At 58.7% G+C, this 25,400-nt stretch carries 22 protein-coding genes; 8 read left to right on the top strand and 14 right to left on the bottom strand.

Annotation, left to right across the window (positions count from 1 at the left end):
- From H4W29_RS34835 to H4W29_RS24350, 8 genes are all read right to left on the bottom strand, one after another.
- Window positions 1-270, bottom strand: a complete 270-nt coding sequence (locus tag H4W29_RS34835) for a copper-binding protein (protein WP_376776605.1) — start codon at window positions 268-270, stop codon at window positions 1-3.
- A 1-nt stretch (window position 271) separates the two neighbouring features.
- Window positions 272-2,194 (bottom strand): methyl-accepting chemotaxis protein, encoded by a 1,923-nt coding sequence (locus H4W29_RS24380; RefSeq protein ID WP_192731427.1) that lies wholly within the window; start codon window positions 2,192-2,194, stop codon window positions 272-274.
- 400 nt (window positions 2,195-2,594) lie between these two features.
- Window positions 2,595-3,236, bottom strand: a complete 642-nt coding sequence (locus tag H4W29_RS24375) for a CDP-alcohol phosphatidyltransferase family protein (protein ID WP_192731426.1) — start codon at window positions 3,234-3,236, stop codon at window positions 2,595-2,597.
- Window positions 3,233-3,628, bottom strand: a complete 396-nt coding sequence (locus H4W29_RS24370) for a hypothetical protein (RefSeq protein WP_192731425.1) — start codon at window positions 3,626-3,628, stop codon at window positions 3,233-3,235. Before H4W29_RS24370 ends, H4W29_RS24375 begins: the two co-directional genes overlap by 4 nt.
- A complete protein-coding gene (locus H4W29_RS24365) occupies window positions 3,628-4,575 on the bottom strand; it encodes a phosphatidate cytidylyltransferase (RefSeq protein ID WP_192731424.1) in 948 nt (315 codons plus the stop codon). Before H4W29_RS24365 ends, H4W29_RS24370 begins: the two co-directional genes overlap by 1 nt.
- Window positions 4,572-5,216: a lysophospholipid acyltransferase family protein gene (locus H4W29_RS24360; RefSeq protein WP_192731423.1), complete on the bottom strand. Its 645-nt coding sequence runs from the start codon at window positions 5,214-5,216 to the stop codon at window positions 4,572-4,574. Before H4W29_RS24360 ends, H4W29_RS24365 begins: the two co-directional genes overlap by 4 nt.
- Window positions 5,217-5,347: 131 nt before the next feature.
- Window positions 5,348-5,881, bottom strand: a complete 534-nt coding sequence (locus tag H4W29_RS24355) for a GNAT family N-acetyltransferase (RefSeq protein ID WP_192731422.1) — start codon at window positions 5,879-5,881, stop codon at window positions 5,348-5,350.
- 94 nt (window positions 5,882-5,975) lie between these two features.
- Window positions 5,976-6,917: an AraC family transcriptional regulator gene (locus H4W29_RS24350; RefSeq protein ID WP_192731421.1), complete on the bottom strand. Its 942-nt coding sequence runs from the start codon at window positions 6,915-6,917 to the stop codon at window positions 5,976-5,978.
- Between the two features lie 106 nt (window positions 6,918-7,023).
- Between H4W29_RS24350 and H4W29_RS24345 the strand changes: the two genes are divergently transcribed.
- Entirely contained in the window at window positions 7,024-8,229 is a 1,206-nt protein-coding gene (locus tag H4W29_RS24345) for an MFS transporter (RefSeq protein WP_192731420.1), read from the top strand.
- A 34-nt stretch (window positions 8,230-8,263) separates the two neighbouring features.
- Here the strand turns inward: H4W29_RS24345 and H4W29_RS24340 are convergent, their stop codons facing one another.
- From H4W29_RS24340 to H4W29_RS24325, 4 genes are all read right to left on the bottom strand, one after another.
- The gene (locus H4W29_RS24340; RefSeq protein ID WP_192731419.1) at window positions 8,264-8,563 is read right to left on the bottom strand and encodes a putative quinol monooxygenase; all 300 of its coding nucleotides are present in this window, start codon (window positions 8,561-8,563) and stop codon (window positions 8,264-8,266) included.
- 119 nt (window positions 8,564-8,682) lie between these two features.
- Window positions 8,683-9,483, bottom strand: coding sequence for a type 1 glutamine amidotransferase domain-containing protein (locus tag H4W29_RS24335; RefSeq protein ID WP_192731418.1), 801 nt, complete (start codon window positions 9,481-9,483; stop codon window positions 8,683-8,685).
- Between the two features lie 207 nt (window positions 9,484-9,690).
- Window positions 9,691-10,446 carry an alpha/beta fold hydrolase gene (locus tag H4W29_RS24330; RefSeq protein WP_192731417.1) on the bottom strand — a complete coding sequence of 252 codons (756 nt, stop codon included), beginning with the start codon at window positions 10,444-10,446 and terminating at the stop codon, window positions 9,691-9,693.
- A 213-nt stretch (window positions 10,447-10,659) separates the two neighbouring features.
- Window positions 10,660-12,213 (bottom strand): ATP-binding protein, encoded by a 1,554-nt coding sequence (locus tag H4W29_RS24325; RefSeq protein WP_192731416.1) that lies wholly within the window; start codon window positions 12,211-12,213, stop codon window positions 10,660-10,662.
- A 378-nt stretch (window positions 12,214-12,591) separates the two neighbouring features.
- Between H4W29_RS24325 and H4W29_RS24320 the strand changes: the two genes are divergently transcribed.
- The 4 genes from H4W29_RS24320 (at window position 12,592) to H4W29_RS24305 (ending at window position 18,859) form a co-directional block, all read left to right on the top strand.
- Complete coding sequence (locus H4W29_RS24320) at window positions 12,592-15,435, top strand: ATP-binding protein (RefSeq protein ID WP_192731415.1); 2,844 nt, start codon at window positions 12,592-12,594, stop codon at window positions 15,433-15,435.
- Between the two features lie 717 nt (window positions 15,436-16,152).
- Window positions 16,153-16,620 carry a GlcG/HbpS family heme-binding protein gene (locus H4W29_RS24315; protein ID WP_192731414.1) on the top strand — a complete coding sequence of 156 codons (468 nt, stop codon included), beginning with the start codon at window positions 16,153-16,155 and terminating at the stop codon, window positions 16,618-16,620.
- Entirely contained in the window at window positions 16,617-17,357 is a 741-nt protein-coding gene (locus H4W29_RS24310; protein WP_192731413.1) for an SDR family oxidoreductase, read from the top strand. The genes H4W29_RS24315 and H4W29_RS24310 overlap by 4 nt, the downstream gene beginning before the upstream one ends.
- 131 nt (window positions 17,358-17,488) lie before the next feature.
- Window positions 17,489-18,859, top strand: coding sequence for an NAD-dependent succinate-semialdehyde dehydrogenase (locus H4W29_RS24305; RefSeq protein ID WP_192731412.1), 1,371 nt, complete (start codon window positions 17,489-17,491; stop codon window positions 18,857-18,859).
- Window positions 18,860-19,225: 366 nt separating this feature from the next.
- On the opposite strand, the gene H4W29_RS24300 is transcribed toward H4W29_RS24305, so the two are convergent.
- The gene (locus H4W29_RS24300; RefSeq protein WP_192731411.1) at window positions 19,226-20,458 is read right to left on the bottom strand and encodes an MFS transporter; all 1,233 of its coding nucleotides are present in this window, start codon (window positions 20,456-20,458) and stop codon (window positions 19,226-19,228) included.
- Window positions 20,459-20,790: 332 nt separating this feature from the next.
- A complete protein-coding gene (gene pglB / locus H4W29_RS24295; RefSeq protein WP_192731410.1) occupies window positions 20,791-22,089 on the bottom strand; it encodes a polygalacturonase PglB in 1,299 nt (432 codons plus the stop codon).
- Between the two features lie 205 nt (window positions 22,090-22,294).
- On the opposite strand from pglB, the gene H4W29_RS24290 reads away from it, so the two are divergent.
- From H4W29_RS24290 to H4W29_RS24280, 3 genes are read left to right on the top strand one after another with little or no spacing between them, the layout of a single operon-like run.
- Window positions 22,295-23,536, top strand: a complete 1,242-nt coding sequence (locus H4W29_RS24290; protein WP_192731409.1) for an ABC transporter substrate-binding protein — start codon at window positions 22,295-22,297, stop codon at window positions 23,534-23,536.
- Window positions 23,533-24,486 (top strand): carbohydrate ABC transporter permease, encoded by a 954-nt coding sequence (locus H4W29_RS24285; protein WP_192731408.1) that lies wholly within the window; start codon window positions 23,533-23,535, stop codon window positions 24,484-24,486. The genes H4W29_RS24290 and H4W29_RS24285 overlap by 4 nt, the downstream gene beginning before the upstream one ends.
- Window positions 24,483-25,301 (top strand): carbohydrate ABC transporter permease, encoded by an 819-nt coding sequence (locus tag H4W29_RS24280; protein WP_192731407.1) that lies wholly within the window; start codon window positions 24,483-24,485, stop codon window positions 25,299-25,301. The genes H4W29_RS24285 and H4W29_RS24280 overlap by 4 nt, the downstream gene beginning before the upstream one ends.
- Window positions 25,302-25,400: the final 99 nt, after the last annotated feature.

Genomic DNA, 25,400 nt, shown 5'->3' with positions numbered 1-25,400 from the left:
TCACCCGTCTGAGCGTAGCATCGGGCCCTGTCTCGACAGGCTGCACCCCGGTCGGACTCTGCGATAATCAATCTTCAACCGCCGTTGCAATGCAATGGCGGTTGGGCGCGCCGACCGTTTGCGGAAGACCGTCGTCATCGCTGGCATATCAAGGCTCTTCAGGTCCTCATGCTTGATGGCGACCTTCTTCGCATTGGCGTCGACCTTGTTGACGACGCCCTTGGTGAATTCCTGGGCGAATCTGTGTCTCTGGGCGGTGGCAGCCTCTATCTTAAAACTCCCGCCATTCTTCGGCTGCCGCGCCACCGCCAAAGGCGGATGCCACCTTGCGAACAATTGCGACCGGCGCGTTGCGCTGCGGCGTTCTATGGGAGACCACCTGTCCGCCGGAGCCTTGGAAGCGGAACTTGGACAATTGGCCTGTGAGTGAGCTGGCTTCATCGGCAAGCTTGTGGCTGGCGGCGGATGTCTCTTCCACCATTGCCGCATTCTTCTGCGTCGACTGATCGAGCGAATTCACAGCCGCATTGATTTCTTTCAATGCGGTCGACTGTTCCTTCGCGGCCTCGACAATCGAACTGACATGCCGGTTGATCTCCTGCACCTCGCTGACGATCTCGCTCAGAGCCGTTCCTGTTTCGCCGACGAGCGTGACGCCAGAGCGCACTTGATCGCCGGAATTGCTGATCAACTGCTTGATCTCCTTGGCTGCGTTGGCGGAGCGCTGCGCCAACTCGCGAACTTCTTGCGCGACAACCGCAAAACCCTTGCCGGCCTCTCCTGCACGGGCAGCTTCAACACCGGCATTCAGCGCAAGCAAGTTGGTCTGGAAGGCGATATCGTCGATAACGCTGATGATGTTGTTGATCTCGTTGGAAGAACCTTCGATTTGGCTCATCGCTGAGACGGCGCGCCTGACGACTTCGCCCGATCGCTCGGCGTTAGCCCGTGTTCTGGCAACAAGGCTGCCGGCCTCTTCGGCGCGACGAGTGGAGTCCTGGACAGTCGTCGAGATTTCGTCAAGTGCCGCAGCGGTCTGTTCGATCGATGCCGCCTGCTGCTCTGTCCGCCGCGCAAGATCGTTGGAACCATCGCTGATTTCTCGGGCGCCCGCATCAATTGAAAGCGCGTTTTCGCTGATGGTTTGCAAGGCTATCTGAAGCTGTTGGACGGAATTGTTGAAGTTGACGCGCAGCATGTCCAGCGACGCCGCAAAAGGCCTGTCGAGACGGATGTCGAGATTGCCGGCCGCCATCTCTTCGAGAGCATGCCCAAGCTGACGCACTGCATCGTTGGTTTGCGACGACAGTGCCTCGCGCTCTGCCGCTGTTGCCTCGAGCTGCGCATTCTCACTGGCGGCACGTCGGGCATCGGCTTCGGCACGCGCCTCTGCCTCTGCGGTTACCGCGTCACGCACCGCACCGACAGCCTTGGCCAGATCGCCAACTTCGTCGCTGCGTGCTTCGAGATTGCCGGTGCTCTCGGTATTGCCTTCAGCCATGCGTATGAGGGCAAGCTGGAGCTTCGCCATAGGCAAGGTAATCGACCGGGTCGCCAGGAATGCGGCCGTAACGGCAAGAAGCACCGCGCAACCCAGCGAACCGAGCGCCAGCGTCTGGAAGCCTGCGACGACGCTGCTGACGTTACCACCGACCGACTTGTTCAAGTTTTCCTGATAGTCGATGAATTTGTTGATGGCCTTGAGCCAGCTGACGAAGAGCGGCGCCGCCTGATCGAGCAGGATCTTCTTGGCCTGAACGCCATCGTTGGCCATTTGGCGGGCAATGATATCAGCGACAACCGGATTGGTCTTCGCCTGGATATCGGCGATTTCCGCAACGATCGCCTTTTCGGGCTCGGTGGCCGCGCCCGGCACCGAGATCATGGCGTTCATCTTCTGCTCGTTTTCCGCATAAGTCGTCGCAAGCTTGGCGATCAGATCGATTGCCGCCTGGCGCCCAGCCGGGTCTTCGCGCAACACGACATCGCGGATCGCAATCGAACGATCGTGAACGCTGCCGCGGAAGTTGATGGCGAAGCGTTGCTTGACGCTGTTCACCTCGTTGATCTGCATCAGATCATAGTTGACGTCATTCATCTTCGAGACCGAAAAGAGTGTCAGTCCGATCATCAACAGAAGCAGAAAACCAAAACCCGCATACAGACGAGTTCCGATACGAAATCGAAAATTCATTGCAGTCCTCCAGATGTAGCGACCCCCGCGATGTAGAGCTCGCAAGGCTGCGAAAAATGAGCGAAATCCGGAGTGCCGTTGGGTTCACTTCTTCTTTGTTTTCGGCGGCGACACTCGCAGAAAACAAGATGAAGGAAGATGGTTAATAATAAATTCAGTATAACTTAAACAGGCAATACTCATGGATAATCAGAGGAACTGCCTGAAACAAACGCGCAAGGCCGATTCCCTACTTAAGGTTGCTACGAAGTAGTTTGTATATTTCTGCGGTCTGGAGAGCGTGACGATCTTGCCGAGTGTCCCGCAAGGCGTCACAGGCCGGTTTCACCACACATGAGGATGTGACCCCTCGTCCAATTCCTCCCCGCAGGGATCTGACGTCGACCCTATGGTCACCTCGTCAGCGACGCTTGAGGCGCATTACCAATGTCTTCGAGCGACGGATCGTTGTGAGGGCTGCTCCCACCGCTATTACGCAGAGACCGATCGTCAGGATCTGGTTCTGCCCGCTCCATAACGGCTCGAGAAGGGATGCCAATCCCGCCGCCGTGATCGTCGCCATCCGGTGCTGCTTGGCCATCGGGCCGGAGAAATCGCTGGGATTGCCGGTGGCGCGGCCGAGTTCCCGGACATAGGCTGTCAACACGGCGAAGGCACCGGCCGCCCAGCCGAGTCCCGGCATGTCGATGCCATAACCGACGCCGGCGAATATCATCAGGTCGGCGATGCGATCCGGGAACTCGTTCCAGAACGGACCGTCAGCCTCTCCCTTTCCACCTTCGACGGCGACCATGCCGTCGAACAAATTACAAAGAAGGCGCGCCTGGCAGAATAGAACGGCCAGCAGCAGGTAGCCGGCACGTGGCAAACCCGTTGTCTGACCCGCTAGATAGAAAGTGCCGCCGGCGATTGCTGCCGCCAGTATGCTGGCTTGCGAGATCTGGTTCGGCGTGATGGCCCGCGCGGCCATCCATCGGGCAATTGCGCCCGCCCAGCGGGTATTGCGGCTCGCCAGAGGTCTCCTGTCTCCTGTCTCCATCATGTGTCGAAACCTCGTCTTGCGGAGATCGAATAATTGTAGATCGCTGCATAAGTCGTTGACACCAGCAGCGGCAGCGCGATGGTCCGGAATATCTCCGGTGTACCGCTCGCAGCATGGATCGCCACGAGAATGCTGGCCGAGCCAAGGCAGGCAATCAGCGGCGGCGCCCAAAATCGTGTTGAACCGCTGAAGCGCATGGAAAGCCAGTCGATCACCGATTTCAGGAAAAGCGTCAGGGCGGCGGAAATCGTCCCCTGCACGAGACCGGCATAAAGCGGCGCCGGCATGGCGTGAGCGCGATTGGCGAAGACGGCCCAGCTGCCCATCGCCAGAAAGGCAAACAGGACATGCACCACTCCACTGCGCAGAAGACGCTGCAGCACGACGGGCATCAGAGCGACCACCAGTAGCGGGTAAGATGGAAGAAGATGGGTGCCGAGAAGACGACGGAATCCAGCCTGTCGATCAATCCGCCGTGGCCTTCGATGAGATTGCCCCAATCCTTGACACCGCGGTCGCGTTTGATCGCCGACATCACCAGGCCACCGAAGAAGCCCATCAGCGTGATGACCAAGGCGAGAAGACCGGCCTGAAGCGGTGCGAATGGTGTAATCCACCAGAGGCCCGTTCCAATCAGCGTCGCGCTGATGACGCCGCCGACAAAGCCCTCGACCGTTTTCGACGGCGAAAGTCTTGGCGCAATCTTTGTGCGACCGAACAATTTGCCCCAGACATATTGCAGGACATCGCTCAGCTGGACGACGATCACCAGGAAGGCGATCAGCAGCACATTGCGGCCCTCGTATCCCGGTATCTTCAGCGTCAGCAGAGCCGGCACATGGGAAGCGCAGAAGACGCAGATCATCAGAGCCCACTGTACTTCGGCGATGCGGACGAGAAAACGCTCCGTATCGCCTCGGAGTACCGAGATGATCGGCATCAGCAGGAAGGCATAGACCGGAATGAAGATCGAAAAGATGCCGTATTGTTCAGCCCAGAGCAGAAAATACTGGATCGGAACGACGACGAAGAAGGCTGCCGCAAGCGCCCAGTGATCGGCCCTTCTTGTATTGATGAGGGTTACGAATTCGCGAAGCGCTGCAAATGAGCAAAAGCCAAACAAGATCAGGACACCGATGCGGCCTGCTATGAAAGCAATGCCGATCAGGATGACCATGACCCACCACGCCTTTATCCGCGCGTTGAGATTTTCGACAGCCGCATTCGAACCGTTCGGCGAGAGGCGCTGCTGCAATATGTAACCGATGACTGACGCAATGATGAGCACGCCGAAGATCCCAGCTACGAGCGTCATAAGATCGGAATTCGCACCACTCATTCCCCACCGCCTGCAATGTTCGGAGACAGTGCCAGGAGCGCGGCCTGCATCCGTTCGAGAAAAACATCCTTGTCTTCGCCCGGCGCGATCTGCAAAGCACTGCCGAAGGAAACTGTGCAGATCAGCGGTATCGGAACGATCTCGCCCTTTGGCATGACGCGGTTCAGATTGCTGATCCAGACCGGCACGAGATCGACGTCAGGGCGCGCCACTGCCAGATGGAAAATGCCGCTTTTGAACGGGAGGAGCCGCGCATCGGACTGGTTTCGTGTGCCCTCCGGGAAGAGAATGAGGGACGAACCTGCATCGATGGCCGAGGCCATCTGCGTGACAGGATCTTCCGTCCGCTTGTCCCGATCCCTTGCGATCAGCACCGCATTGAAGACATCTCTGCCGATGAAGCGATTGAGCCAGGACTTCAGCCAGTATTCGGCCCCTGCGACCGGACGGGCCCGATGGCGCAGTCTTGGCGGCAATACCGTCCAGACCAGAACGAAATCGCCATGGCTGGAGTGGTTGGCATAATAAACGCAGGGTCGGGAAGGCAGCCCATCCTCGGGCCACACGGCGCGGACCGCCGTGACCGCGCGTGCGAACAGTACGATCACCGTCGCCGCGACCTTTGTAGGCAAAGCCTTCATTCACCGCTCTGTTGATGTTAGCCGGATCACTAACGGAAACTCTAGCATTATCATCGGCGGAAGGAAGGCGCTTTGCGAGTTTTCAGCCGAAAGGCGTAGACAGGGCGTTCGGCTCCCAGGCACATCCCTGGTCAATCGCATGAGTGCCACTCTTTTCGCAAGATCGCGTACTGCATCGTATTCTCGAAGATAGGATCGCCAACTTCGTTCTTATGGAACGACACAAATTCCTTGAATAATCCCTCCTGGCGCATTCCCAGACGTTCACATAGACGCTGCGAGGCCGCGTTATGGTCTTCGACGTATGCGTAAAGACGGCGAGCTCCCTTAACGTTGAAGAGATAAGCAAATAATGCGTACGCGGCCTCTGAGGCGAATCCCGCTCCGCTAAAGTCCGCGTTAAAATTCCAGCCGACAGAGAACGTATCCTCTTCGGGGATGGCGAACACGTCGCCAATGAGCTTGTTCGTTTCCTTCAAGCATACGGCGATGTGATCGTCGCTTTTGCCTCGTTTTCTTACCTCGACCGCTGCTGCTTCCATGGTCTCAAGCGTCAGTGAGAAGAAACAGCTTGCCCGTGGCCTGTGTAAGTACGCGAACAGATCGGCAGCATCTCCCCCTTGGAAATTTCTCAGCACAAGTCGGTCAGTTTCTATCGTCTCCATGCGATCTCCATTGTGATCGACGAGTTTGTTAGTCGCCCCAAGTCGTCAGGCGGCTGTCGCAAAAATCGGCATCGAGCGGTGTGTGGCTCACAGATCACTGTGTTGCGGAGGCGCGAGCATCCTGCGCTCGCCCTCGGAAAGCCATGGGCGGGGCGCCGATGATGCGTTTGAACGCCCGGCTGAACGATGCCTCCGACTCATAGCCGAGGCGTTCGGCAATCGCGGCCACACGTTGGCCTTCGCGCAGCCACTGATGCGCCTGGTGCATGCGCATGCGAGCGACGTAGCGAGCGGGTGTTTCGCCAACGGCCCTGGCAAAGCGCTCCGCGAAACCAGAGCGGGAAGCACCCATCTCGCGAGCGAGTTCTTCAACCGTCCAGTCATGGGAAGGGTCGAGATGGATCGCCGCCAGGACCCGCCCGACCTCGGGATTGCGAACGGCTGTCAACCATCCAGAGGCGTCGCCGCAGCCGTGCTCCACCCAGGCGCGGATAATCGTCGCGGTCAGAACATCGGCAAGCCGGGCCAGGATACCGCCAGCGCCGACGCGGTTCATGTCGACCTCGCGCATCATCGCATCGAGCAGGGCGGGGATGGAGGGTTCACTGGCTGCAAGATCGCTTGTCCGCATCACATTGGGCATCAGTTGCAACAAGGGATGCCGCTTGTCGACATTGAAACGCATGACCGCGAAGAACAGCAGGTTCTTACGATCCGCGCAAGTGCATTGCAGATCGACGATCCCATCGCAGACTGCCTTGCGCGGCAAGCATTCGACGGGTGTCGGTATTACACCGGGCGCGCTTGCAAGGACATGGGCATCGCCCCGTGGCAGCAGGACCGCATCGCCCGGATGCATTTCCATCCATTCCCCGTCCGGCGTCTGCACAAATGCCTCTCCGGCCGCCAGAAAATGAAACTGCGCTTCATCCTTGGTCGGAAACGCGGTTGCCCATGGGGCAGACGGCTGGCAACGGCCATAGTCGACGCCATCCAGACGAAGCCCCCGCATCATTTCCGTCAGTGCATCACTCATCGTGCCCTCGTTATTTGGACGAATGGTCATGTCTTGTAGATTTTCTAGCATAGAAACACCAGCGCGAGCCGTCTAGCCTTGTCGGGACAATCTTTGGAGATGGCATATGAACATCCAACCCGAAGCCAACGGCTTCCATACGAACAACAAGGAGGCCGATCCGGCCTGGGCAGGCGTGGTGTCGCTCTCGCTCGGCGTCTTCGGTCTGGTGACGGCCGAGTTTCTTCCGGCCAGCCTGCTCACGCCGATTTCAGAAGATCTCCATGTCAGTATTGGTGCTGCCGGCCAGTCGGTCACGATGACCGCCGTCATCGGCGCGATCGCAGGCCCCGCAATTGTCATTGGCACCAGCCGATTCGACCGTCGTCTCACCCTGCTCGCATTGACGGCCTTGCTCATCATTTCCAGTCTCCTGGCGGCATTCGCCGATGGGCTTGTGACGCTTCTCGTTGCTCGCGGGTTGCTGGGGATCGCGCTCGGCGGCTTCTGGGCGATGTCGCTGGCGCTGGCCATGCGGCTTGTTCCCGAGCGGCTGATGCCACGGGCGATGGCGATCATCATGACCGGCGTATCCGTTGCAACGGTTTGCGCTGCACCTGTCGGTGCCTGGGTCGGAGAAGCCTATGGCTGGCGTTCTGCATTCGTCATCGCGGCTGCGGTCGGCGGCCTTGCCTTCATTACCCAGCTCCTCACTCTGCCTGCTATGCCGTCGGCCGGCGCTGCAGGATTGGGCACGATGGCCACCGTGCTGCGCCGCCCGGCAATCAGACTGGGCCTTCTGACCGTCTTGCTGGTGGTCGCCGGTCATTTCGCCGGTTTCACCTTCATTCGGCCGTTTCTCGAAACCGTGCCACATTTTGGGGTCGAGGGGATATCTGCGGTCCTGCTGGCTTTCGGGATCGGCGGTTTTCTTGGCAACCTGTTCGGCGGTTTTGTTTCCGAGCGCAACACGGCACTGTCCATCGTCATCGCGGCTACCGGGATCGCTGCGACAACATTGGTGTTAGCGCTTGCCGGCAGTCTTCCAAGCGTTGCGTTTGTTGCGACCGCGCTGTGGGGTTTTGCCTTCGGCGCTCTGCCAGTGAGCGTTCAGAGCTTCGTCACGCAGGCAGCATCCGATGAAGCGGAAAGCGCCGGTGCGTTGATGTTGACCACTTTCCAGGTCGCCATTTCGAGCGGGGCGGCAATTGGTGGCCTCATCGTCGAGGCGCAAGGGCTGGCAGGGGTGTTCGGCTTTGCGGCTGTTGCCGCGCTTTGTGGGACCTTGGTGATTGGTATCCTGAGCCGAAGGACGGTAGCGACGGCGTCTTAAGGTAACTGCAAGCGCCCTGTTGCATCTCTACCCGCTATCCGATCTCCACCGCTTCCAGTACCCAAGCCGTCCGCTCGGCGAGTTCGGGGATCTTGGCCAGATAGGCCTGATAGTGCGCCGTCTGGCGATGCGCCTCGGCAGCGGCGGCGTCCAGATACAGTTCGTCGAGCACGTAGCGCTCGCCATGTGTCCGGTCGCGCCAGACGTCCCAGCGCAGATTGCCGGGTTCGGCTCTGCATAGCGGCGCCATGCCAACAAGCAGTGCTCGCAACTCGGCCGCCTTGCCGAGGTGAGCGGTCAGGATGGCAGTGATCTTGGTCGGCGATTGGGTCATACCGAGGCTCCCATGGAATGTGCTAGGGCAGCTCGCCCGGGCGAACAAGACAAGACGTCGCGAGTGTGGGATGACGGCATGGAAGGTGCGCTCGCGCTCACCATGCCGCCCCCGTTACTTCATGCTGAAACCGTTACCCGGTTGAGGGCCTCGACCAGTTTCGCTGCAAGGGGATGATCCGATCGCGGGTTCTGGCCTGTGATCAACTCGCGGTCCTCGATCACATGAGGAGAGAAGTCGACCGGGGTTGTGGTCACCTCGCCGCCTGCCCGGTGCAATGCATCCGGCATGTTGAAATAGAGCTTGCCGTGGAGGATATGTTCTTCAATCGGCTTCTCCTCACTGGCGGAAAACACTGTCATCTTGTAGCCCGCATATTGCCAGCCCTTCGCCAGTTCGGACGCTTTGGCGAGGTCGCCGGAAATCAATGCAGCCCGGTATTCCTTTGTCTGCGGCAGCGCGGCGAGAGCGGCGATCGGACCGTGGCAGAGAAAGGCGGTGGGCTTCCGGCGCGCGTGGAAATGGCGCAGGATCTCGCCGAGATCGGCGTCCTGCATAAGGTCGACGACTGGCGCCTGGCCTCCGGGAACGAAGATACCCGCATAGCTGTCGAGCCCCTCGTCGATCACCGATCTCAACGTCCGGGCGTTCTTCATTCCAGGATTGTCATTGAAAAAGGCGCGCCCGCGCTGCAGGGCGGCTTCATCATCGCCAAAATGCTGCGCCACGTCCGATACCGGATCAATATGTGGCTTGGTGCCGTCGGGGGTCGCCAGCACGACGTCGTAGCCCGCTTCGACAAGAGCCATGGCTGGCACGACGGTCTCGTTGAGATATTGGCCGGTTGGGCCGGTCCCGCCACCTTGAATTTCAATCCGGGTGGCATTCGAACCGACGACAAGTACCTTACCTTTGCTCATGGATTCCTCCTCATTTGATGGGGTCAAATCGGTGCATCCGGCGGATGGTCACGGCGGCAAAAGCCTTCAGCGATGTCTGTACCGGTCGGCTTGTGTTGCATTCAGTAAGCGTCCGCTTCACTTCGAAAGGCGTGGGGTTACAACGAAGACGGAGCAGCACCTGCGCACCTTTCTCGATCCATATTTCGGTTGTCTCGCTCAACGAGCCTATCGGGCCGCCTCCACAATGAGTTCGGCAACTTCTTTGGGATGGGACAGCATGGCGACGTGACCGGACGGCACTTCGATCATCTCGGCTTTCGCAGATTTCACCTGGTCCCTTTGCATCTGGGGAGCAATGATCTGATCCTCCGTTGCCACAACCATGAAAGAGGGTTTGTCACGCCAGGCGGCATGGCTGACGGGTGCGGTGGTGGCGCGCACATGGAACCGTCCCTGCACGACGGCAACGACCCTCTGCTCCTCCGGAGACAGGCCAGCCGCGAAGTACTTGGAAATCCCCTCATCGCTTATCTTGAGATAACCATCCTCATCCTTGAGGAATGTCTTTCGGCTTTCCTGGTCGGGGTATTTGGAGGCGGCGTCGACCAGCGATTGACCGGCATCAGGCGCGTAGGCGGCCACGTAGACCAGCGATTTCACCTTCGGGTCATTACCCGCCTCCGTGACAACCACGCCGCCCCACGAATGACCGACGAGCACGATGGGTTCTTCGGCATCGCGGATCGCGCGCTTGGTGAAGGCCACGTCGCTCTCCAGGGACTCCAGTGGATTCTGGACGGCGACAACTTTCAATCCGGCCCTTTCCAGGAGAGGGATGACCTTCTGCCAGGACGATCCGTCGGCGAAAGCGCCGTGAACAAGGACGACGGTCTTGGCTTTGAGATCCGCCGCGACCGCGGCGGGAGATATGCTTGCGAACGCCACCAGGGCGCCGAGAATAAGTCCAAGGTTTCGGGACATGCGACGTTCTCCGGTCATTTGCGCTCGATGGCGACATCGGGAATAATCCACCAAGCGGACCTCAGACGCTTATTAATTGTGGTTAAATCCTGCGATTTCGCCGCGGTAAGTCGCGTGCAGACGACCCCGCTGTCCGAGCTTTCCCAGACCCTTCGTCGCCATCCCGTCGGGTCAGCCCGTCACCGCCTTGAACTCCGGAACTGCAAGGACGGCCTAGGAAGCCCGAAGCTGCATCACCTGTCCGGCATCCGAAGAAACAACCATGCTCGCACAGCATTGTTGGTGCGCTTGAACATGGTACAGTGACTGGCGCTGTTCGACGCGGGCGCGCTCGCCGGAGGCACGGAGCTTGAACTCTGCGTAGGTTTTAGCGATGCCCGATAGCTTGAGGTGGGCAGGTCCTGTTCCCGAGTGGAGTGAAAGGAGGGACTTGTCGATAAGATTGCCAATCGACTTGACGATCTCCGCTTGCTCGAAGCCATCGTCGTCGAACATTGTAAGGGCAGCATCGAGCGAAAACTCGCTTGGGAACACTGATAGTCGCCTGAATACGTGTTGATCCAGTTCTGACAGACGAGCGTAACTCCAATCCATCGTTGCTTCCGCGGTCTGGTGGCGGGGATTGGCGTACCGGCTGCCTCTCCATCGTAAAGCGAGCTGGTTGTCCAACAGCTCCGCGACCCGATCGAGACCGTAGGATCCCATGCGGCTTGCCACAAGTTCGATCGCCAGCGGATTGCCGTCCAATCTCCTGCAAATGGCCGCTATTGTTGTTGCCTCCTCGTCGCCCCACGGCTCGAGATAGCCGCCATCGACCGCACGTTCCGCGAAAAGCTGTATTGCCGGCCAAAGTAGCGCCTGAGCAGCACTCAAATGTTCTGTGTGCGGAGGTACAGCAAGCGGTCGGAGAAGGTAGATGGCCTCGCCTGGCAGGCGGAACGCTTCCCGGCTCGTGGTGAGAATATGCATATTCGCGGTCCGCCTGAGCAGGGAATGCACCGTATCGGCCACTGCGTCGATAACATGCTCGCAATTATCAAGGATCACGAGTGTACGTCGCGGCGGCAACTGACTGATAATGTGACCGATGCCGTCGCCTGCCGAAAAGGGAATACCGAGTGCCGCGGCTACCGATCCCACAACTGCTTTTTCATCGTCAATGGTGCCGAGGTCGACAAAATACACGGCTTCAAATACGGGGAGAACGTGCGCCACCAAAATCGCGAGAGTCGTCTTGCCGACCCCTCCCGTTCCCACGATACTCACGAAGCGGCGCTTCGCCACCATCTGTGAAAGTTTGGAAACGCTTCCGTCCCGGCCGATAGGGTGGCTCAAACGAGGCGGCAAGGAAGTCGCCGTTGCGGCGTCCGATCCATTGTCGGAGCTCTGATCATCGCTCAAGTTGGCAGGCCAGGCCTGATCAGGGTCGGATGCCTCTTCCCATATGACCGGCGCGACGAAGCTGTAGCCGCGGCCAGCCACACTGGCGATGTAGCGATTGCCGTTTTCGCCACAGCCAATTTCGCGCCTCAGATGTGTCATTTGCACCCTTATGTTGGAGGCTTCGACATTGAGACCGGGCCATGCGAACGCCATAATTTCGCCGTGGGAGAGGACCTGTCCGTGATTTTGCACGAGAGCGACAAGGATATCGAAGGCGCGGCTGCCTATGGCAAGCAGATCGTCGCCTCGCAGGAGAACCCTCGCAGCCGGATTCAGGCGATACGGCCCGAAGCCGAAGTGACCGTTTTTACCGTGAGATCCCATTTCGGTTCCCCTCAATGGTTTTGCCCTCTTTAGGGCGGTGCAATCCGCATGTATCCAATTCTCATCTTACAGAAGCCCGCTCCAGGGAGGGGTAAAATCCGGTAAATAATGGAGTGGGCTCGTTTGCCGCCACCGAAACTTGGTGCTGACGAGCCGAGATTCCACACGCTTTGACGAGATTTTATCGGCCAGCGATGGACACCGCGTGTTAACATGAGTTGAATGGGGTAGATTTGTCCAATGCACCATCGATAACAGGCACTCTGTGCCCGTTGGCCACTCGTGATGACCTGGAAATTACCGTGTCCGCCCGCGCGCGATAAGGCCCTCGATACCATTCTTGCGCGGAGCAGACCCCGAGCGCGCGAAGAGGAACATATGGTATCGACGGAACCGGATGATGTGGTCACATTTGGTCCCTTTCGCCTTCACGGGAAACACCGCCGATTATTTTGCGGTGCCGAAGAGGTTCAGCTCGGCGGTCGGGCAATGGAGATGCTCGTGACGCTGGCCCGAAAGAAGGGCGAGTTGGTACATAAGGAAGAGTTATACAACGCTGCGTGGCCCGGTATCTTTGTCCATGAAGCCAATCTGAAAGTGACAATTGCTTCGCTCCGGCGGGCGCTAAGGGAATATTCCCCCGTAGAGGATTATATCAGGACACTGATAGGCCGCGGCTATTGGTTAAGCGATCAAGCGGTTGGCGGAGACATGCCAAGCATCGCTGATCTGCCCGTTGTGGCAAATACACGGTTTCCCGAATTGGGCACGGTTATCGGGCGGGATGCCGAAATCGCCGAATTGCGAGGCAGTATTGCCGCCAACCGCCTGACGACGATCGTCGGACCAGGGGGCATCGGAAAGACGACAGTGGCAGTGGCCACTGTGCAGCTGCTTGAAGACGAGGAGGGAGGTCTCGTCACTTTCATCGATCTTGCGCGCGCGGCCGGCGAGGAATTCGTCATCCCGTCGGTTGCCGCTGCGCTCGGTATCAGCTCAGGTAGCCAGGATCGCCTGGAGGCAATCTCATCGATCCTCGCTCGAAGCAAAGCCTTGCTTTTGCTGGACACGTGCGAGCATGTGCTCAACGCCGCTGCGCATCTATGTGATGTCATCCTTGCCAATACCAGGGACGTCCGGATAGTCGCGACAAGCCGCCAGGCTCTCCGCGCAAAGCGAGAAGAGGTCTTCTGGCTTGCTCCTCTGGAAATTCCGCCGCCGGGCCGCACCTACACTGCCGAACAGGTCGTTCTCTATTCCGCACCCCAACTTCTCGTCGAACGGGCGTCCGAGAAGGGGAAATACACGGTTGAGGATGGAGATGCCTCGGCTGTCGCGGAGATATGTAGACGGCTCGATGGATCGCCTCTTGCCATCGAACTCATTTCGTCCCGGCTGACGGTCCGAAGTGCTCCAGATGTCCTCGAAGAACTTGGCGAACGTTTCACCGCACTGGTCGGACGGGGTGAGGAGGGACCGCTTCGTCAACAGACCCTGCTCGCGACGTTGGAGTGGAGCTATGCACTCCTGACGAAGAGCGAGGCAGCCGTTTTGCGTGCCATCTCGATCTTCATGGGTACGTTCGACATGGATGCGGTCGTCAGCGTCGTTGTCCATCATGATCTCGATCCAACGATTGTTTTTGATGCGGTCGCCGGGCTGCGCGCCAAGTCGATGCTAAGTGTCGAACAGATAGCAGGCGGGATGCGATACCGCCTTCTCGACAGTACCCGTGCATTCGCAGGCAATCTGCTGGAAGCCTCGGGGGAACTGTCAGCTGTGTCGGAGGCTCACGCTCGCCTTATGCTGGGCATCTTCGCTCGTGCAAATGTCGATAGGGCAAGGCTTCCGGCGCGGCAGTGGCACGCTGCCTATGCCAGCCACGCGGACGATTTGCGCAGGGCCATCGGGTGGGCGCTTTTTCTTCGCGGTGATCCGCTGCTTGGTATGCAACTGGTCGCATCTGGCATACCTCTATGGCATGAGTTGTCGTCGAGCGAAGAGGCCCGCAGGAACTGCGAGCACGCGCTTGCCGAGTTCGACCGCGTCGGCTGCGATGATAGAAGCTTGAAGCTTAAGCTGATAGTAGGGCTGGCGGCCGTAAGCAGCTACATATCGGCCGATGCGGAGAAGGCCATCAGGACCTTTGAGACCGCAATCCAGCTATCGCGTGAGATCGAGGATACCAGTGCCGAGTGCCAGGCCTTGGGCGCCCTGGCGAGATATCGGCTCCTGCCCGGCAACCAGACCGAAGTCCAAAAGCTTCTCAGAGAGTTGGGGCGCGTCGCAATGCGCTCGAACAATCGCCCGGCGCAATGGGAGCATGAATTTCTTCTTACGGAGCTGGACATCATCCACTGCCAATATCCACCCGCGATAGCCAGGACGGAGAAGCTGCGTCAACAGCTGATGAACGCTTCTGAGGGGTCCGTTTCGCGCTTTGATCTTGATCCCAGGATCAGATCGGAAACAGCAATGAGTGCTCTCACGTGGCTTGGCTCCCGCAGACCCGGAACGGGCCTCAGCGGCGCCCAAATCGTCGCGCGTGAGGCGTTGGAAGCTCACCATGGATGGACGCTTATCTACTCTTACGTCCATGGAGTACTTTTTGTTCTGAGCGAATGTCAGGAATGGGCTCAAGCCAAACACTACTCCGCGCTGCTGAAGGACACGATCTACCGTCACGGCATGCCAACATGGATTCCAGTCGCAAACTGCTACATTGAAGCGCTTGATGCGCTTTCCGGCGTTCGAAAGGACCCGGACGGAGTAATGTCGGCGTATGATGAGCTCCGCACGGGCCTTAGGCAGATCGGACGTCATGTTTACTATGCGCTTTTGATAAGGGCCCTCTACGCGCACGGGCACATGGATGAAGGCATGCGGATTCTCGACTATTTGTTCGAGATAGGACCGCAGCGCTCGATGGTGCCTGAGTTGCTGCGTCTTCGGGCTGTCAGGGAACGATCGGTCGGTCGTGACGAGGAAGCGCTTTCCACCTTGCGGCGAGCTTCGATCGTGGCGGAGGAAAATGGAGCATGGGCGTGGCGCATCCGTTGTGCAACAGATCTTGCCATCCTCTTGAGAGACCAGATGGCGATCGACGACGCCAAGGATGTGCTCGAGCCGGTCTATCGCCAATTCCTTGACGGCTTTGATATTCCCGACTTGCGACGGGCGCGTAACCTCCTGACGGAGCTTCAGAATTTCAGGCGCCTTTGACGTAGTGATTTGCCGTAGATCTCTGAAACGGCAACCGATTGATCCATTGTTGCGCCGGTCACAGGATTGCTCACAAGTCAGCCGTGGATCGAGCGCGCCACCACCGATCCCTCGCGAGCACTTCGACGCAACGCGCTTCGCGGACTGAGAACGAACATCGCTAACCGCGGATATGCCGGGGATGCTGGTCGCATAGGGCGAGCTTTTGGCCACGCTGTTGCTTCCGTTCCCGGCGCAGACAAAACCCCGAATGTAGATCTTCACGCACCCCGTCGAGCCAGTCGGTATTCGAGATAGCGCCGATCATCACCGCCCGCGTTTGCGGCAGTTGGTTAAACAGCGCTTATTATCGCGAAACTCTGGGAAACGCTGCGTCGTACGGACGGTGCATGGTGGTCATTTGCCGTATGATGAGCGATCGACCGCGCCCAGATCGCGCGGGACGACACTGCCTTTATGCAACTTAAAGCCAGCACGTGATCGAGAGTTCTGAAGATCTTCCATCGCGTGCGCTCGGCCTTGTTAATTCAAACAAGAGTAACGTATTCCAGATTTCACGCGCATTGACGGCGTTTAGCGTGCGTCATCGAAACAAGATGTTAGCCTACATCCAATCCAAGCGATGGACGCGCATTGATCGAACACCGCGGCGTATTTCCGTTGGTATGAAAAGTTCCGCGAATGCTGCGTCACCATCGGAATTTCTGAGGACGCGGGATGACCAGGCTTATCTCCACACTCACTCTGGATGACGCCAAGCTGATGTTATCGGCTGCGGAAGCAAAGGCGGCGGAGTTTGCCATCGCATACAGTATCGCGGTGGTGGACGCCGGAGGGCATTTGATCGCCTTTATTCGCCAGGACGACGCATTGATCGGCAGCATCGATCTGGCCATCAAGAAGGCCGTCACGACGAGGCTCTTCGACAAAAACACGGACTACCTGGCAAAACTGGCCCAGCCCGGTGAACCGCTTTTCGGCATCCATCAGAGCAATGGCGGCAACGTCATCATCTTCGGCGGCGGCCTCCCTGTCGTCCGTGAGGGGCGGCTGATCGGTGCGGTGGGAGCAAGCGCAGGATCGGTCGAGCAGGACATCGCTGTCGCTCAAGCCGCCGTGTCAGTCATGGATCCCGATCTGCCAGACACGCAGTTCACCATTTCAGGAAAGGAGCAAAGAAGATGACGACCAATATCGAAGGAAAAGTCGTGCTGATAACAGGCGGAGGTACCGGCCTGGGCGCGGAGACTGCCCGGATGCTCGCTTCAAAGGGAGCTAAGATCGCGATCGCCGCGCGCCGGCGAGGCAAACTCGACGAAGTCGCTTCCAATATTTCCGCCTCCGGCGGCAAAGCGAAAGCCTATGAACTGGATGTAGCAAACAAGGACCAGTTCAAGTCTGTCGTGAACACGGTGGCGTCCGATTTTGGAAAATTGGATGTCCTGATCAACAATGCCGGACTCATGCCCATCCGTCCGATGGCGGAGGTCGATACCGAAGAATGGGACGCGATGATCGACGTCAACCTCAGGGGCACCCTGTATGGCATTGCCGCCGTTCTCCCGATGTTCATCAATCAGGAAACAGGACATATCATCAACATCAGCTCTGTCGCGGGGATCAAGGTCTTCGCACCGGGTGGCACGGTCTATTCCGGCACCAAGTTCGCCGTCAGGGCCATTTCCGAGGGCCTGCGCCAGGAGGTCGGAGGCAAGATCAGGGTGACCTCGATCGAGCCTGGCGCCGTCGAGAGCGATCTCAAACACACGACCAGCGGCACGTCGCAGGGAGCGGTGATGGAATTCTACAAGTCCGCGATCTCCGCCAGTTCCGTTGCCAGGGCGATCACCTTCGCAATCGAGCAGCCCGATGACGTGGACATCAACGAGATCGTGCTGCGTCCGACGGCGCAGGAATTCTGACCGCGGATCAAATCGGCCACGCCGCAACCTCAACCGATCCCGACCCGGCTCGGGCCATGGCGCTGCACGAGCGCGCGCATCCAAAACCTCAAGAAAAGTCGTTTCGACCGACATCGAAAGGAGAGCATGACATGGCATATCAAAGTGTAAATCCGGCGACCGGCAAGGTCCTCAAGACATTCGACAACCACAGCGAGGGGGAAATCGAAAAGGCGCTCACCCTGGCGCATTCCCTCTACAAATCGCCTTGGTGCAAGGGTGACAGAGCGCCGCGGCTCAGGGTCCTGCGGCGCTTTGCCGAACTCGTGAACGAGCGCGTGGGCGACCTGGCACGCATTCTTACTCTGGAAATGGGCAAGCGTATCAACGAAGCGCGCACCGAGGTGCGGATCACAGCCGATATCGCCCGGTACTATGCCGACAACGCCGAGACATTTCTCGCCCGCGAGAAGGTGGAGACATCGAAGGGCGAGGCCTGGCTGGAATATCATCCGATCGGCGTCGTCGTCGCCGTCGAACCCTGGAATTTCCCTTTCTACCAGCTGATCCGCGTGGCCGGGCCGAACCTTGCGATCGGCAATCCAGTTCTCGCCAAACATGCCAGCATGGTTCCACAGGCTGCCGTCGCCTTCGAAGAACTGTTTGCAGACGCGGGTGCACCGGAGGGCGCTTGGACGAATATCTTCGCAACGGGCGACCAGATCTCGAAGCTGATCGCTGACGATCGCGTCCAGGGGGTGGCTCTCACCGGCTCCGAGGGTGCGGGTAGCATCGTAGCTGCCAACGCGGGCAAGAACCTCAAGAAGTCGGTGATGGAACTGGGCGGAAGCGACGTCTTCGTCGTCCTCGACGATGCGGACGTCGACAAGGCAGTTGCCGCCGGGGTCGAAGCCAGGCTACGTGGGTGCGGGCAGGTCTGCAATGGTGCGAAACGCTTCCTTATCCACGAGAAGGTTGCCGATGAATTCGTTCGCAAGCTCGTCGAGAACTTCACGAACATCAAAATCGGCGACCCGATGGATGAAACCGTCGGTCTGGGACCGATGTCGTCCATCGGAGCCCGCGACGATATCGCGGGGCAGGTCGATCGCGCCGTCAAGGCCGGAGCTAACGTTCTGGTTGGTGGCGCCGTGATAGAAGGGCCGGGTGCCTACTACAAGCCGACTATCCTCGCCAATGTGTCCCGGGATAATCCCGCCTACTTCGAGGAATTCTTCGGTCCCGTGGCGCAGGTGCATGTCATCAAGAACGATAACGACGTCGTCAGAATCGCGAACGACTCGAACTTCGGGCTTTCGGGGGCGATCTTCACCGCTGACGTCGAGCGCGCCAAGTCCCTCGCTTCGCAGGTCGAGACCGGGTCCGTCTGGATCAATACATCCTCCTTTACCGGCCCGGAACTTCCGTTCGGTGGGGTGAAGAGATCTGGCTATGGTCGCGAGCTCGCAGGCGCCGGCATCAAAGAGCTGGTAAACCAGAAGATGGTCCTTGTCGCGCACTGATCGGCCTGCCGATGCCGAGCACACCATACCGAGATCTACCGGTGCCAGGATGGGCCGCGGCTGAGCGGCCCATTTTGATTGAAACCTCCTGTCGTGCCCCCGTTCTTCATGGCCTGGATCGGCCTGACCTCATCGAGCCGCAACTCGAAATGTTCATGAAGTGCCGTCTTCGCTGGGTAGAGCCGCTCGATTCACCACAATTCGAAGCAATGCCAAGCTGGCAGTCGAGTTTCCCGCTTTGAGCGACGGATGGTTGCGGCTAATCCAAGGTCGGCTGGCGATCAATACGTCGGCCGACCTGCCTTGAAAATTGGATCGATGCCCGACCGGCGCAGAGGTCAAGGTATCTTACGGAGTTTGGTCGCATCAATGCGCTAATGCTGCCTGCGGGCTACCTCGCACGATCAGCGCGAATACTGCTAAGCCCAGCAGGGTAAGGCAGAACCCGGCCCATACTGCCGACAGTAGGCCGAAGCCGCTGCCGATGGCCAGCCCACCCGCCCAAGCGCCGATGGCGTTCGCAACATTGAGCGCGGCCAGGTTCATCGCCCCCATCAAGGTCGGCGCTTCCGGGGCAAGTCTTGTGAGGCGGACCTGGATTGTCGGTATCGCGGTCATCATTGTTGCTCCAACGCAGAAAAGCCCGACGAAGAGCGTGGGGATGTTCGAGCCGAAGCTGGCCAAGATCGCGAGCACGATGATGGCGCTTCCAAAGCCGATCACAATGCCGCGCGCCGGGTGCACGTCGGCAATTCTGCCGCCGACCAGGTTGCCCACCGTCATGCCGATGCCGAACAGGGCAAGGGCAACGGGAATCCATTCCGGGCCTATGGCAACGACGTCGGTCACGAAAACACCGATGAAAGTGTAGACGGCAAAGATGCTCGCTACGCCAAGCGCGGCTACCATCATCATCAGCCAGACTGACGATCTGCCGAGAGAAGCGAGCTCCCGGGCAACGGAGCCGCCATCCAAGGAGCTCGTCTTTGGGACCCAGAACCACAGCGTCAGCGTTGACAAGACGCCGAGAGACGCGACGGCGAGGTAGGTGTTACGCCATCCGAGATTCTGGCCGAGGAAAGTGGCGAGGGGCGATCCGACGATCGTGGCGACCGTCAGACCGCTCATGACGAGCGCAAATGCCTTACCTCCGTGTCCAGGCCCGACAATGTAGGACGCAACCACCGCTCCTGCGCCAAAATAGGCTCCTTGAGGCACGCCGCTGATGAAACGAGCCACCGCAAACATCCTGAGGTCTGTCGCCAAAGCTGAGAGGATGTTTCCGCACGCGAAGAGGGTCATGAGCAACAGAAGCAGCATTCGTCGGTTCAGGCGAGCGGCGGCTAGCGTGACAAGCGGCGCGCCGATGACGACACCAAACGCATATGCCGTGATCGCATTCGTGGCCGCGGGCAAGTCGATCCCCAGACTTGCCGCAAACAGCTGCAAGATCCCCATGCTTGCGAATTCTGATGTGCCGATGCAGAAACTTCCCAAGGCGAGCGCGAAAAGCGTCAAACCGGCTTTCCGCTGTTGCGCCGGATCGGTGCAGTGCACCTTTACGGCAGAGCATTGGGCGTCAAAGGCTTTGTTGAGCATGCTGGCCTCCATCGTTAAAGACGACTGCCTGCCTCCGTCGTGAGATGCGGTTTCGTGCGAGTATGTATTTCACATGGGCTTGGGGCTCGGCGTCTCCCGGATTTTAGGAGGCCGGACGTAGGCCGACAGTTAAGTTTGGTGAAAACCTGAGAAATCCCATAGGCGACAATCAAGCTGCCGCCCCCTTGCGGAAGTCCCCAGGCTTCGGTGCCACCATAATCCGGCGTAGGGCGTAGCTTTCTTCAGACGGATGGTTGCTGTACGGACGATCTCGAAACGAATCCGTCACGTCGCGCGTCGGATTGTTCGTGGCATGACGGGCCTTTTTCCTATCACTCGATGCACAGGGTCTCAGTGTTCCAGCCGTTTGGCAGAGGCTCCGGACGCTGGATTTTAATGTTCTCGAGCATGGGGTCGGCGATATTGTGCGCAAAGAGCGCCGGCATGCCCGCCGGATAATCGACAAGGCCGACAATTTTTCCGTCCGCTCCCCGCAGCCAGGCATTGCCACGACCCTCATGGTCCTTGGGTGGGGAGAGATCGGCACTTGTGGGGCGCAGGTCATATTGCCTGGCTGTTCCCAGCAAGCCTTCCTCAATCGTCAACTTGATGTTGCTGAGGCTCATTCCGGCAATCCCGCCGCTTCGCTCTGCAAAGAGATTGATCGGACCCTGGCAGCTCCCCGTGATATTCTCGACGCGGACGTTGCTTACGACGCCAGCGGGCATCTCCGGCCGGCGATCGAGCTGGGTAATTGTGAGTGGCTCACCCGAGCCCCAGAAACCATCGGGGGTCTCATGGCAGTCGATCTCTATGTCCGAGAAGATGATGTCTTCGATCGCTCCGCCATCACGCGAGAAAATGCCGAGGGCACGATTGGAGTCTTCGACCTTGCAGCGCGTGAAGGCGACGTCGCGGATGTCACCAAAACTCTCCGTGCCGATCTTTAATGCACAACTGTTGCTCTCGACGTGGCAGTCCGAAACCTTGATCTCCTCGCAGCGTGCGATGCCCTTTTCGCTCCGGCTGGTCTTGAGGCAAATGCCGTCGTCCGCCGTTTTGATGACGACATGGCGCACTGCGACTTTTGCACAGCTGTCGATGACGATCCCGTCTGTATTCGGGAGTTGTCGGTTGTTGAGCACCGTAATGCTCTCGACGACTACATCACGGCAGCGCACGAGGTGGACCGTCCACATCGGCGAATCTTCGATGACGAAGCCTTCCAGCCTGATCTTGCTGCAGTCTTCGAACACCAGAACCCTTGGGCGCTTTTCGCTCGGCGTATAGGTGCCGACCGTTTGGTCAAAGCCGGTGTTGAAGGCGGCGCCCGAGGCAAGGATCTTGCCGTCGCCGACGATAGCGACATGATGGGCCTCCTGCGCAACGATATAGGCGCGATCGGATCCCTCAGCGATTACGCTGACCGAATTTCCAGCATAAAGCGCATAATCGGGGACGAACTCGAGCGTGGCGCCTCGCCCGATTGACAGCGTCACACCGCTGAATAGGCGGATTGGTCCTGTAATGTGCCGACCTGCTTGCAGCAGAAGCGTTCCTCCGCCAGCGTGCGCCAGCCTGTCGATAGATTGCTGCAAGTCAGCGCCATCAGGCTCGATTGAAATATCCATTGGGTATCCTCTTGCTTTCGGGATGATTAAGCTAGGTCATTTTATTCGTCAACAGGACGAACTAATTCATCCGGTCAATGTTGTTTGTGTTGACACCGCTGAAAACTCGTATTTAATTCGTCATGGTTACGAACAAACGGTTGGCCCAAGGGAGATTTGGAGGCCGGTCGTTACCAGAGTTTGAGGAGCAAAGAAGGGGAACCCTATGAAACCGCTCAAGACATTGATTATGACGGCAAGCGCCTTGGCGATGACGATTTCACTTGCGGCAGCATCCGAACTGAAGATCGTCTGGTATGTCGACAACGACCAGGAAGAGACGAACACACGCGCCTTGCTCGATCAGTACACGAAACTGCACCCAGACACGACCTTCGACCTTGAGATCACCCCTTATGATGGGATGGTCCAGAAATTCCAGCAATATGCGGCCTCCGGCATCATGCCGGATCTGTCGCTCACCTCGTCGATGGAGCCGGTCATCCGTCCATTCCTCGTCGACCTCAAAAAGGAGATCGGCCCTGAATGGATCAATGACTTCGTCAAGGGCTGGGGTGATGGCGCCAAGCTCGACGACAAGGTCATCGCCGCGCCATTGCGCGTAACCTCGACGGGCATCTTCCTGAACGTCGACGCCTTCAAGAAGGCCGGCGTTGCGATCCCGGATCGCACGGCTGGTTGGACCTGGGATGAATTCGTTCCGAAGATCAAGGAAGTCGCGGAAAAGTCGGGTACCCGCTATCCGCTCGTCTGGGACGTTTCGGCAAGCCGCTGGATCGTTCATGAATATCAGTACGGAAATCACATCTACACGGAAAAGGAACCTGTGAAGGTCGTCATGGACGAGGCAGCGTGGACGAGCACGCTCGACAAGTTCATCGACATCACGAAGGCTGCAATGCCACCCGGTCTCTGGTCCGGCGCGAGCTCCGACAATCCGAAGGAAATCTTCACGGCCGGTCAGGCCGTAGCCTATATGTCGGGAAGCTGGCAGATCGCCGGACTGGCCGACAATGCGCATTTTGCGTGGCAGGCTGGCCCGACGCCGCGGGGCACCGTCGCCTCGTCGATCTATGGAGGCGACTATCTTGTGGCCTTCAACACCAGCCAGCATCTTCCCGAAGCGATCGATTTCATCAAATGGATCACCTCGCCGGAGATCCAGGGACAATATGCCAAGACCTTCGGCATGATCCCGGCCAACCTGAAGGCAGCAGCCGTCAAGTACGACAATCCGGCCGCGACCGAAGCGATTACGGCGATGCAGGGCGAGTTGAACGCCAGCCCTGCCTACGCTGCGACCGACCAGGCCTGGCCGCAGATGCAGGCCGTCTGGGGGACCGTGAAGACAGCTGTTACGCAGGCTGTTGCCGGTCAGATCACCTCTGCCGAAGCCATTTCGCAGATCAAGAAGGCAGCCGATGCCTCGCTTGAGGCCAGCAAGTGACGACGGGCATACTGGAAGACAGCCGTTCGGCACTGGGTCCCCACCCGGTGCCGAAAGGTCTGCGCGGCAGCCTGGCAAGCCTCGGATGGCCCTACCTGCTCATGGCGCCGACAATGGCGCTCCTCCTTACCTTCACCCTCTATCCGCTGGTCCAGGGCCTCTTCATGGCCTTTTTCAAGCGGGGTGTAGTTGTCGTTCCGCAGGTGCCTAACACGCTGCCGCAATATGTCGGCCTGGATAACTTTATCGGGCTTCTGAGCAATGTGGATTTTCAGGTTTCATTGCTCAAGACCGTTCTTTTCGTGATTATCGCAGTTCCGTTGAACATTGTCGTCTCGCTGGCGCTGGCTCTGCTGCTGGCACCGCAGACCAGGCTGTTTGCCTTCGTCCGCACGATCGTCTTCTTTCCGTCGATGATCAGCCTGCTGATTATCGGCGTCGCCTGGCGATGGCTGTTCGGCCTCAACAACGGCCTTGTGAACTACCTGCTCTCACTGATCGGCTTTGCCCCGGTCCCATGGCTCGAACAGGACACGATGGCCCAGATCGCCGTCGTCATCGCCTGGGTGTGGGCGCAAGCAGGCTTCAATATGATGATCTTCATTGCAGGCCTGACCGCGATTTCCACTGATTACTACGAGGCAGCCTCGATCGACGGCACCAGCAAGTGGCGGCAATTCACCCATATCACCTTGCCGCTCCTCAAGCCGACGCTCGCCGTCGTTCTGGTCCTCTCCTCTATCGAGGCCTTCAAGGTCTACGAACTCGTCGTATCCCTGACGGGCGGCGGTCCGGGCAAGGCGACGGTCTATCTCATCCAGACGATCTACGACACCGCGTTCCAAAAGCCCATGCAGGCTGGCGTTGCGGCCGCCCAGTCCGTGGTGCTGTTCATCATCCTGCTGTTCCTCACGATCTTCCAGTTGCGCGTATCGCGGAGCGAGAAATGACACGCATCTACTCCCCCTGGCGACTGGCCTTTGTCGTGCTGACGCTGTTCGTCTTCCTGATGCCGCCGGTCTGGCTCTTCCTGTCTTCGTTGAAATCACAACAGGAGATCTTCCAGTGGCCGCCGACCATTTTGCCGGCGCAGCCGACCTTGCAGAACTTTATCGATACGGTGTCGCGCGCGAAGTTCCTCATCTTCTTCCGTAATTCGGCCATTGTCTCGGTGCTCTCGGCGCTGCTGTCCGTCACCATCAGCGTCATGGCTGGCTACGCGCTCGCGAAATTTCGGTTTAAGGGAGACACGCTTTTCTTCCTGCTCATCATGTCGTCGTTGATGGTGCCGTTGCAGATCATCATGATCCCGGTCTTTCTGGTGCTGCGGGATCTCAATCTTCTCGATACGCTCGCAGGCATCATCATTGCGCCGGCGGCAACCCCGACCGGGGTCTTCCTCATGCGCCAATACATCACCAACATTCCTGACAGCCTTCTCGAGGCGGCACGTCTCGACGGTACTCCGGAATGGCGGATCCTGTGGCGGATCATTGTTCCGCTCGCCATACCTGCGATCGGCACTCTGCTCGCCTTCAATCTCGTCTGGCGCTGGAACGATTATCTTTGGCCGTTCCTGATCATCAGCGACCAGGACAAGTGGACAGTCCAGGTCGCGCTTGCCAATACGGTCGGGCGCTTCGGTATCAACTGGCCCAGGCTGCTGTCGATGTCGGTGCTTTCGGTGCTGCCCGTGCTCGTCATGTTTACAGCCCTGCAGCGCATGTTGATGAGCGGCCTGATGGCGGGCGCAACGAAGGAATAGGGCTGCCGTATCACCTAGTTAAAGGGCCGCCTTTTGGGCGGCCCTTTGGCATTTGTTCTTTCAGAAAGAAGGCCGCCTTGGTGGCGACCGGTCGCAAAC

The sequence above is a fragment of the Rhizobium viscosum genome, assembly GCF_014873945.1.
Classification (GTDB): Bacteria; Pseudomonadota; Alphaproteobacteria; order Rhizobiales; family Rhizobiaceae; genus Rhizobium; species Rhizobium viscosum.
Note: the sequence above shows the minus strand (reverse complement) of the source record. Positions and strands in the feature narration are given on the sequence as shown.

Bases quoted from the DNA above. Each gene is read 5' to 3' on its own strand.
- H4W29_RS24380 (WP_192731427.1), bottom strand. From the start codon at position 2,194: ATGAATTTTCGATTTCGTATCGGAACTCGTCTGTATGCGGGTTTTGGT.
- H4W29_RS24375 (WP_192731426.1), bottom strand. From the start codon at position 3,236: ATGATGGAGACAGGAGACAGGAGACCTCTGGCGAGCCGCAATACCCGC.
- H4W29_RS24370 (WP_192731425.1), bottom strand. From the start codon at position 3,628: ATGCCCGTCGTGCTGCAGCGTCTTCTGCGCAGTGGAGTGGTGCATGTC.
- H4W29_RS24365 (WP_192731424.1), bottom strand. From the start codon at position 4,575: ATGAGTGGTGCGAATTCCGATCTTATGACGCTCGTAGCTGGGATCTTC.
- H4W29_RS24360 (WP_192731423.1), bottom strand. From the start codon at position 5,216: ATGAAGGCTTTGCCTACAAAGGTCGCGGCGACGGTGATCGTACTGTTC.
- H4W29_RS24355 (WP_192731422.1), bottom strand. From the start codon at position 5,881: ATGGAGACGATAGAAACTGACCGACTTGTGCTGAGAAATTTCCAAGGG.
- H4W29_RS24350 (WP_192731421.1), bottom strand. From the start codon at position 6,917: ATGAGTGATGCACTGACGGAAATGATGCGGGGGCTTCGTCTGGATGGC.
- H4W29_RS24345 (WP_192731420.1), top strand. From the start codon at position 7,024: ATGAACATCCAACCCGAAGCCAACGGCTTCCATACGAACAACAAGGAG.
- H4W29_RS24340 (WP_192731419.1), bottom strand. From the start codon at position 8,563: ATGACCCAATCGCCGACCAAGATCACTGCCATCCTGACCGCTCACCTC.
- H4W29_RS24335 (WP_192731418.1), bottom strand. From the start codon at position 9,483: ATGAGCAAAGGTAAGGTACTTGTCGTCGGTTCGAATGCCACCCGGATT.
- H4W29_RS24330 (WP_192731417.1), bottom strand. From the start codon at position 10,446: ATGTCCCGAAACCTTGGACTTATTCTCGGCGCCCTGGTGGCGTTCGCA.
- H4W29_RS24325 (WP_192731416.1), bottom strand. From the start codon at position 12,213: ATGGGATCTCACGGTAAAAACGGTCACTTCGGCTTCGGGCCGTATCGC.
- H4W29_RS24320 (WP_192731415.1), top strand. From the start codon at position 12,592: ATGGTATCGACGGAACCGGATGATGTGGTCACATTTGGTCCCTTTCGC.
- H4W29_RS24315 (WP_192731414.1), top strand. From the start codon at position 16,153: ATGACCAGGCTTATCTCCACACTCACTCTGGATGACGCCAAGCTGATG.
- H4W29_RS24310 (WP_192731413.1), top strand. From the start codon at position 16,617: ATGACGACCAATATCGAAGGAAAAGTCGTGCTGATAACAGGCGGAGGT.
- H4W29_RS24305 (WP_192731412.1), top strand. From the start codon at position 17,489: ATGGCATATCAAAGTGTAAATCCGGCGACCGGCAAGGTCCTCAAGACA.
- H4W29_RS24300 (WP_192731411.1), bottom strand. From the start codon at position 20,458: ATGCTCAACAAAGCCTTTGACGCCCAATGCTCTGCCGTAAAGGTGCAC.
- pglB (WP_192731410.1), bottom strand. From the start codon at position 22,089: ATGGATATTTCAATCGAGCCTGATGGCGCTGACTTGCAGCAATCTATC.
- H4W29_RS24290 (WP_192731409.1), top strand. From the start codon at position 22,295: ATGAAACCGCTCAAGACATTGATTATGACGGCAAGCGCCTTGGCGATG.
- H4W29_RS24280 (WP_192731407.1), top strand. From the start codon at position 24,483: ATGACACGCATCTACTCCCCCTGGCGACTGGCCTTTGTCGTGCTGACG.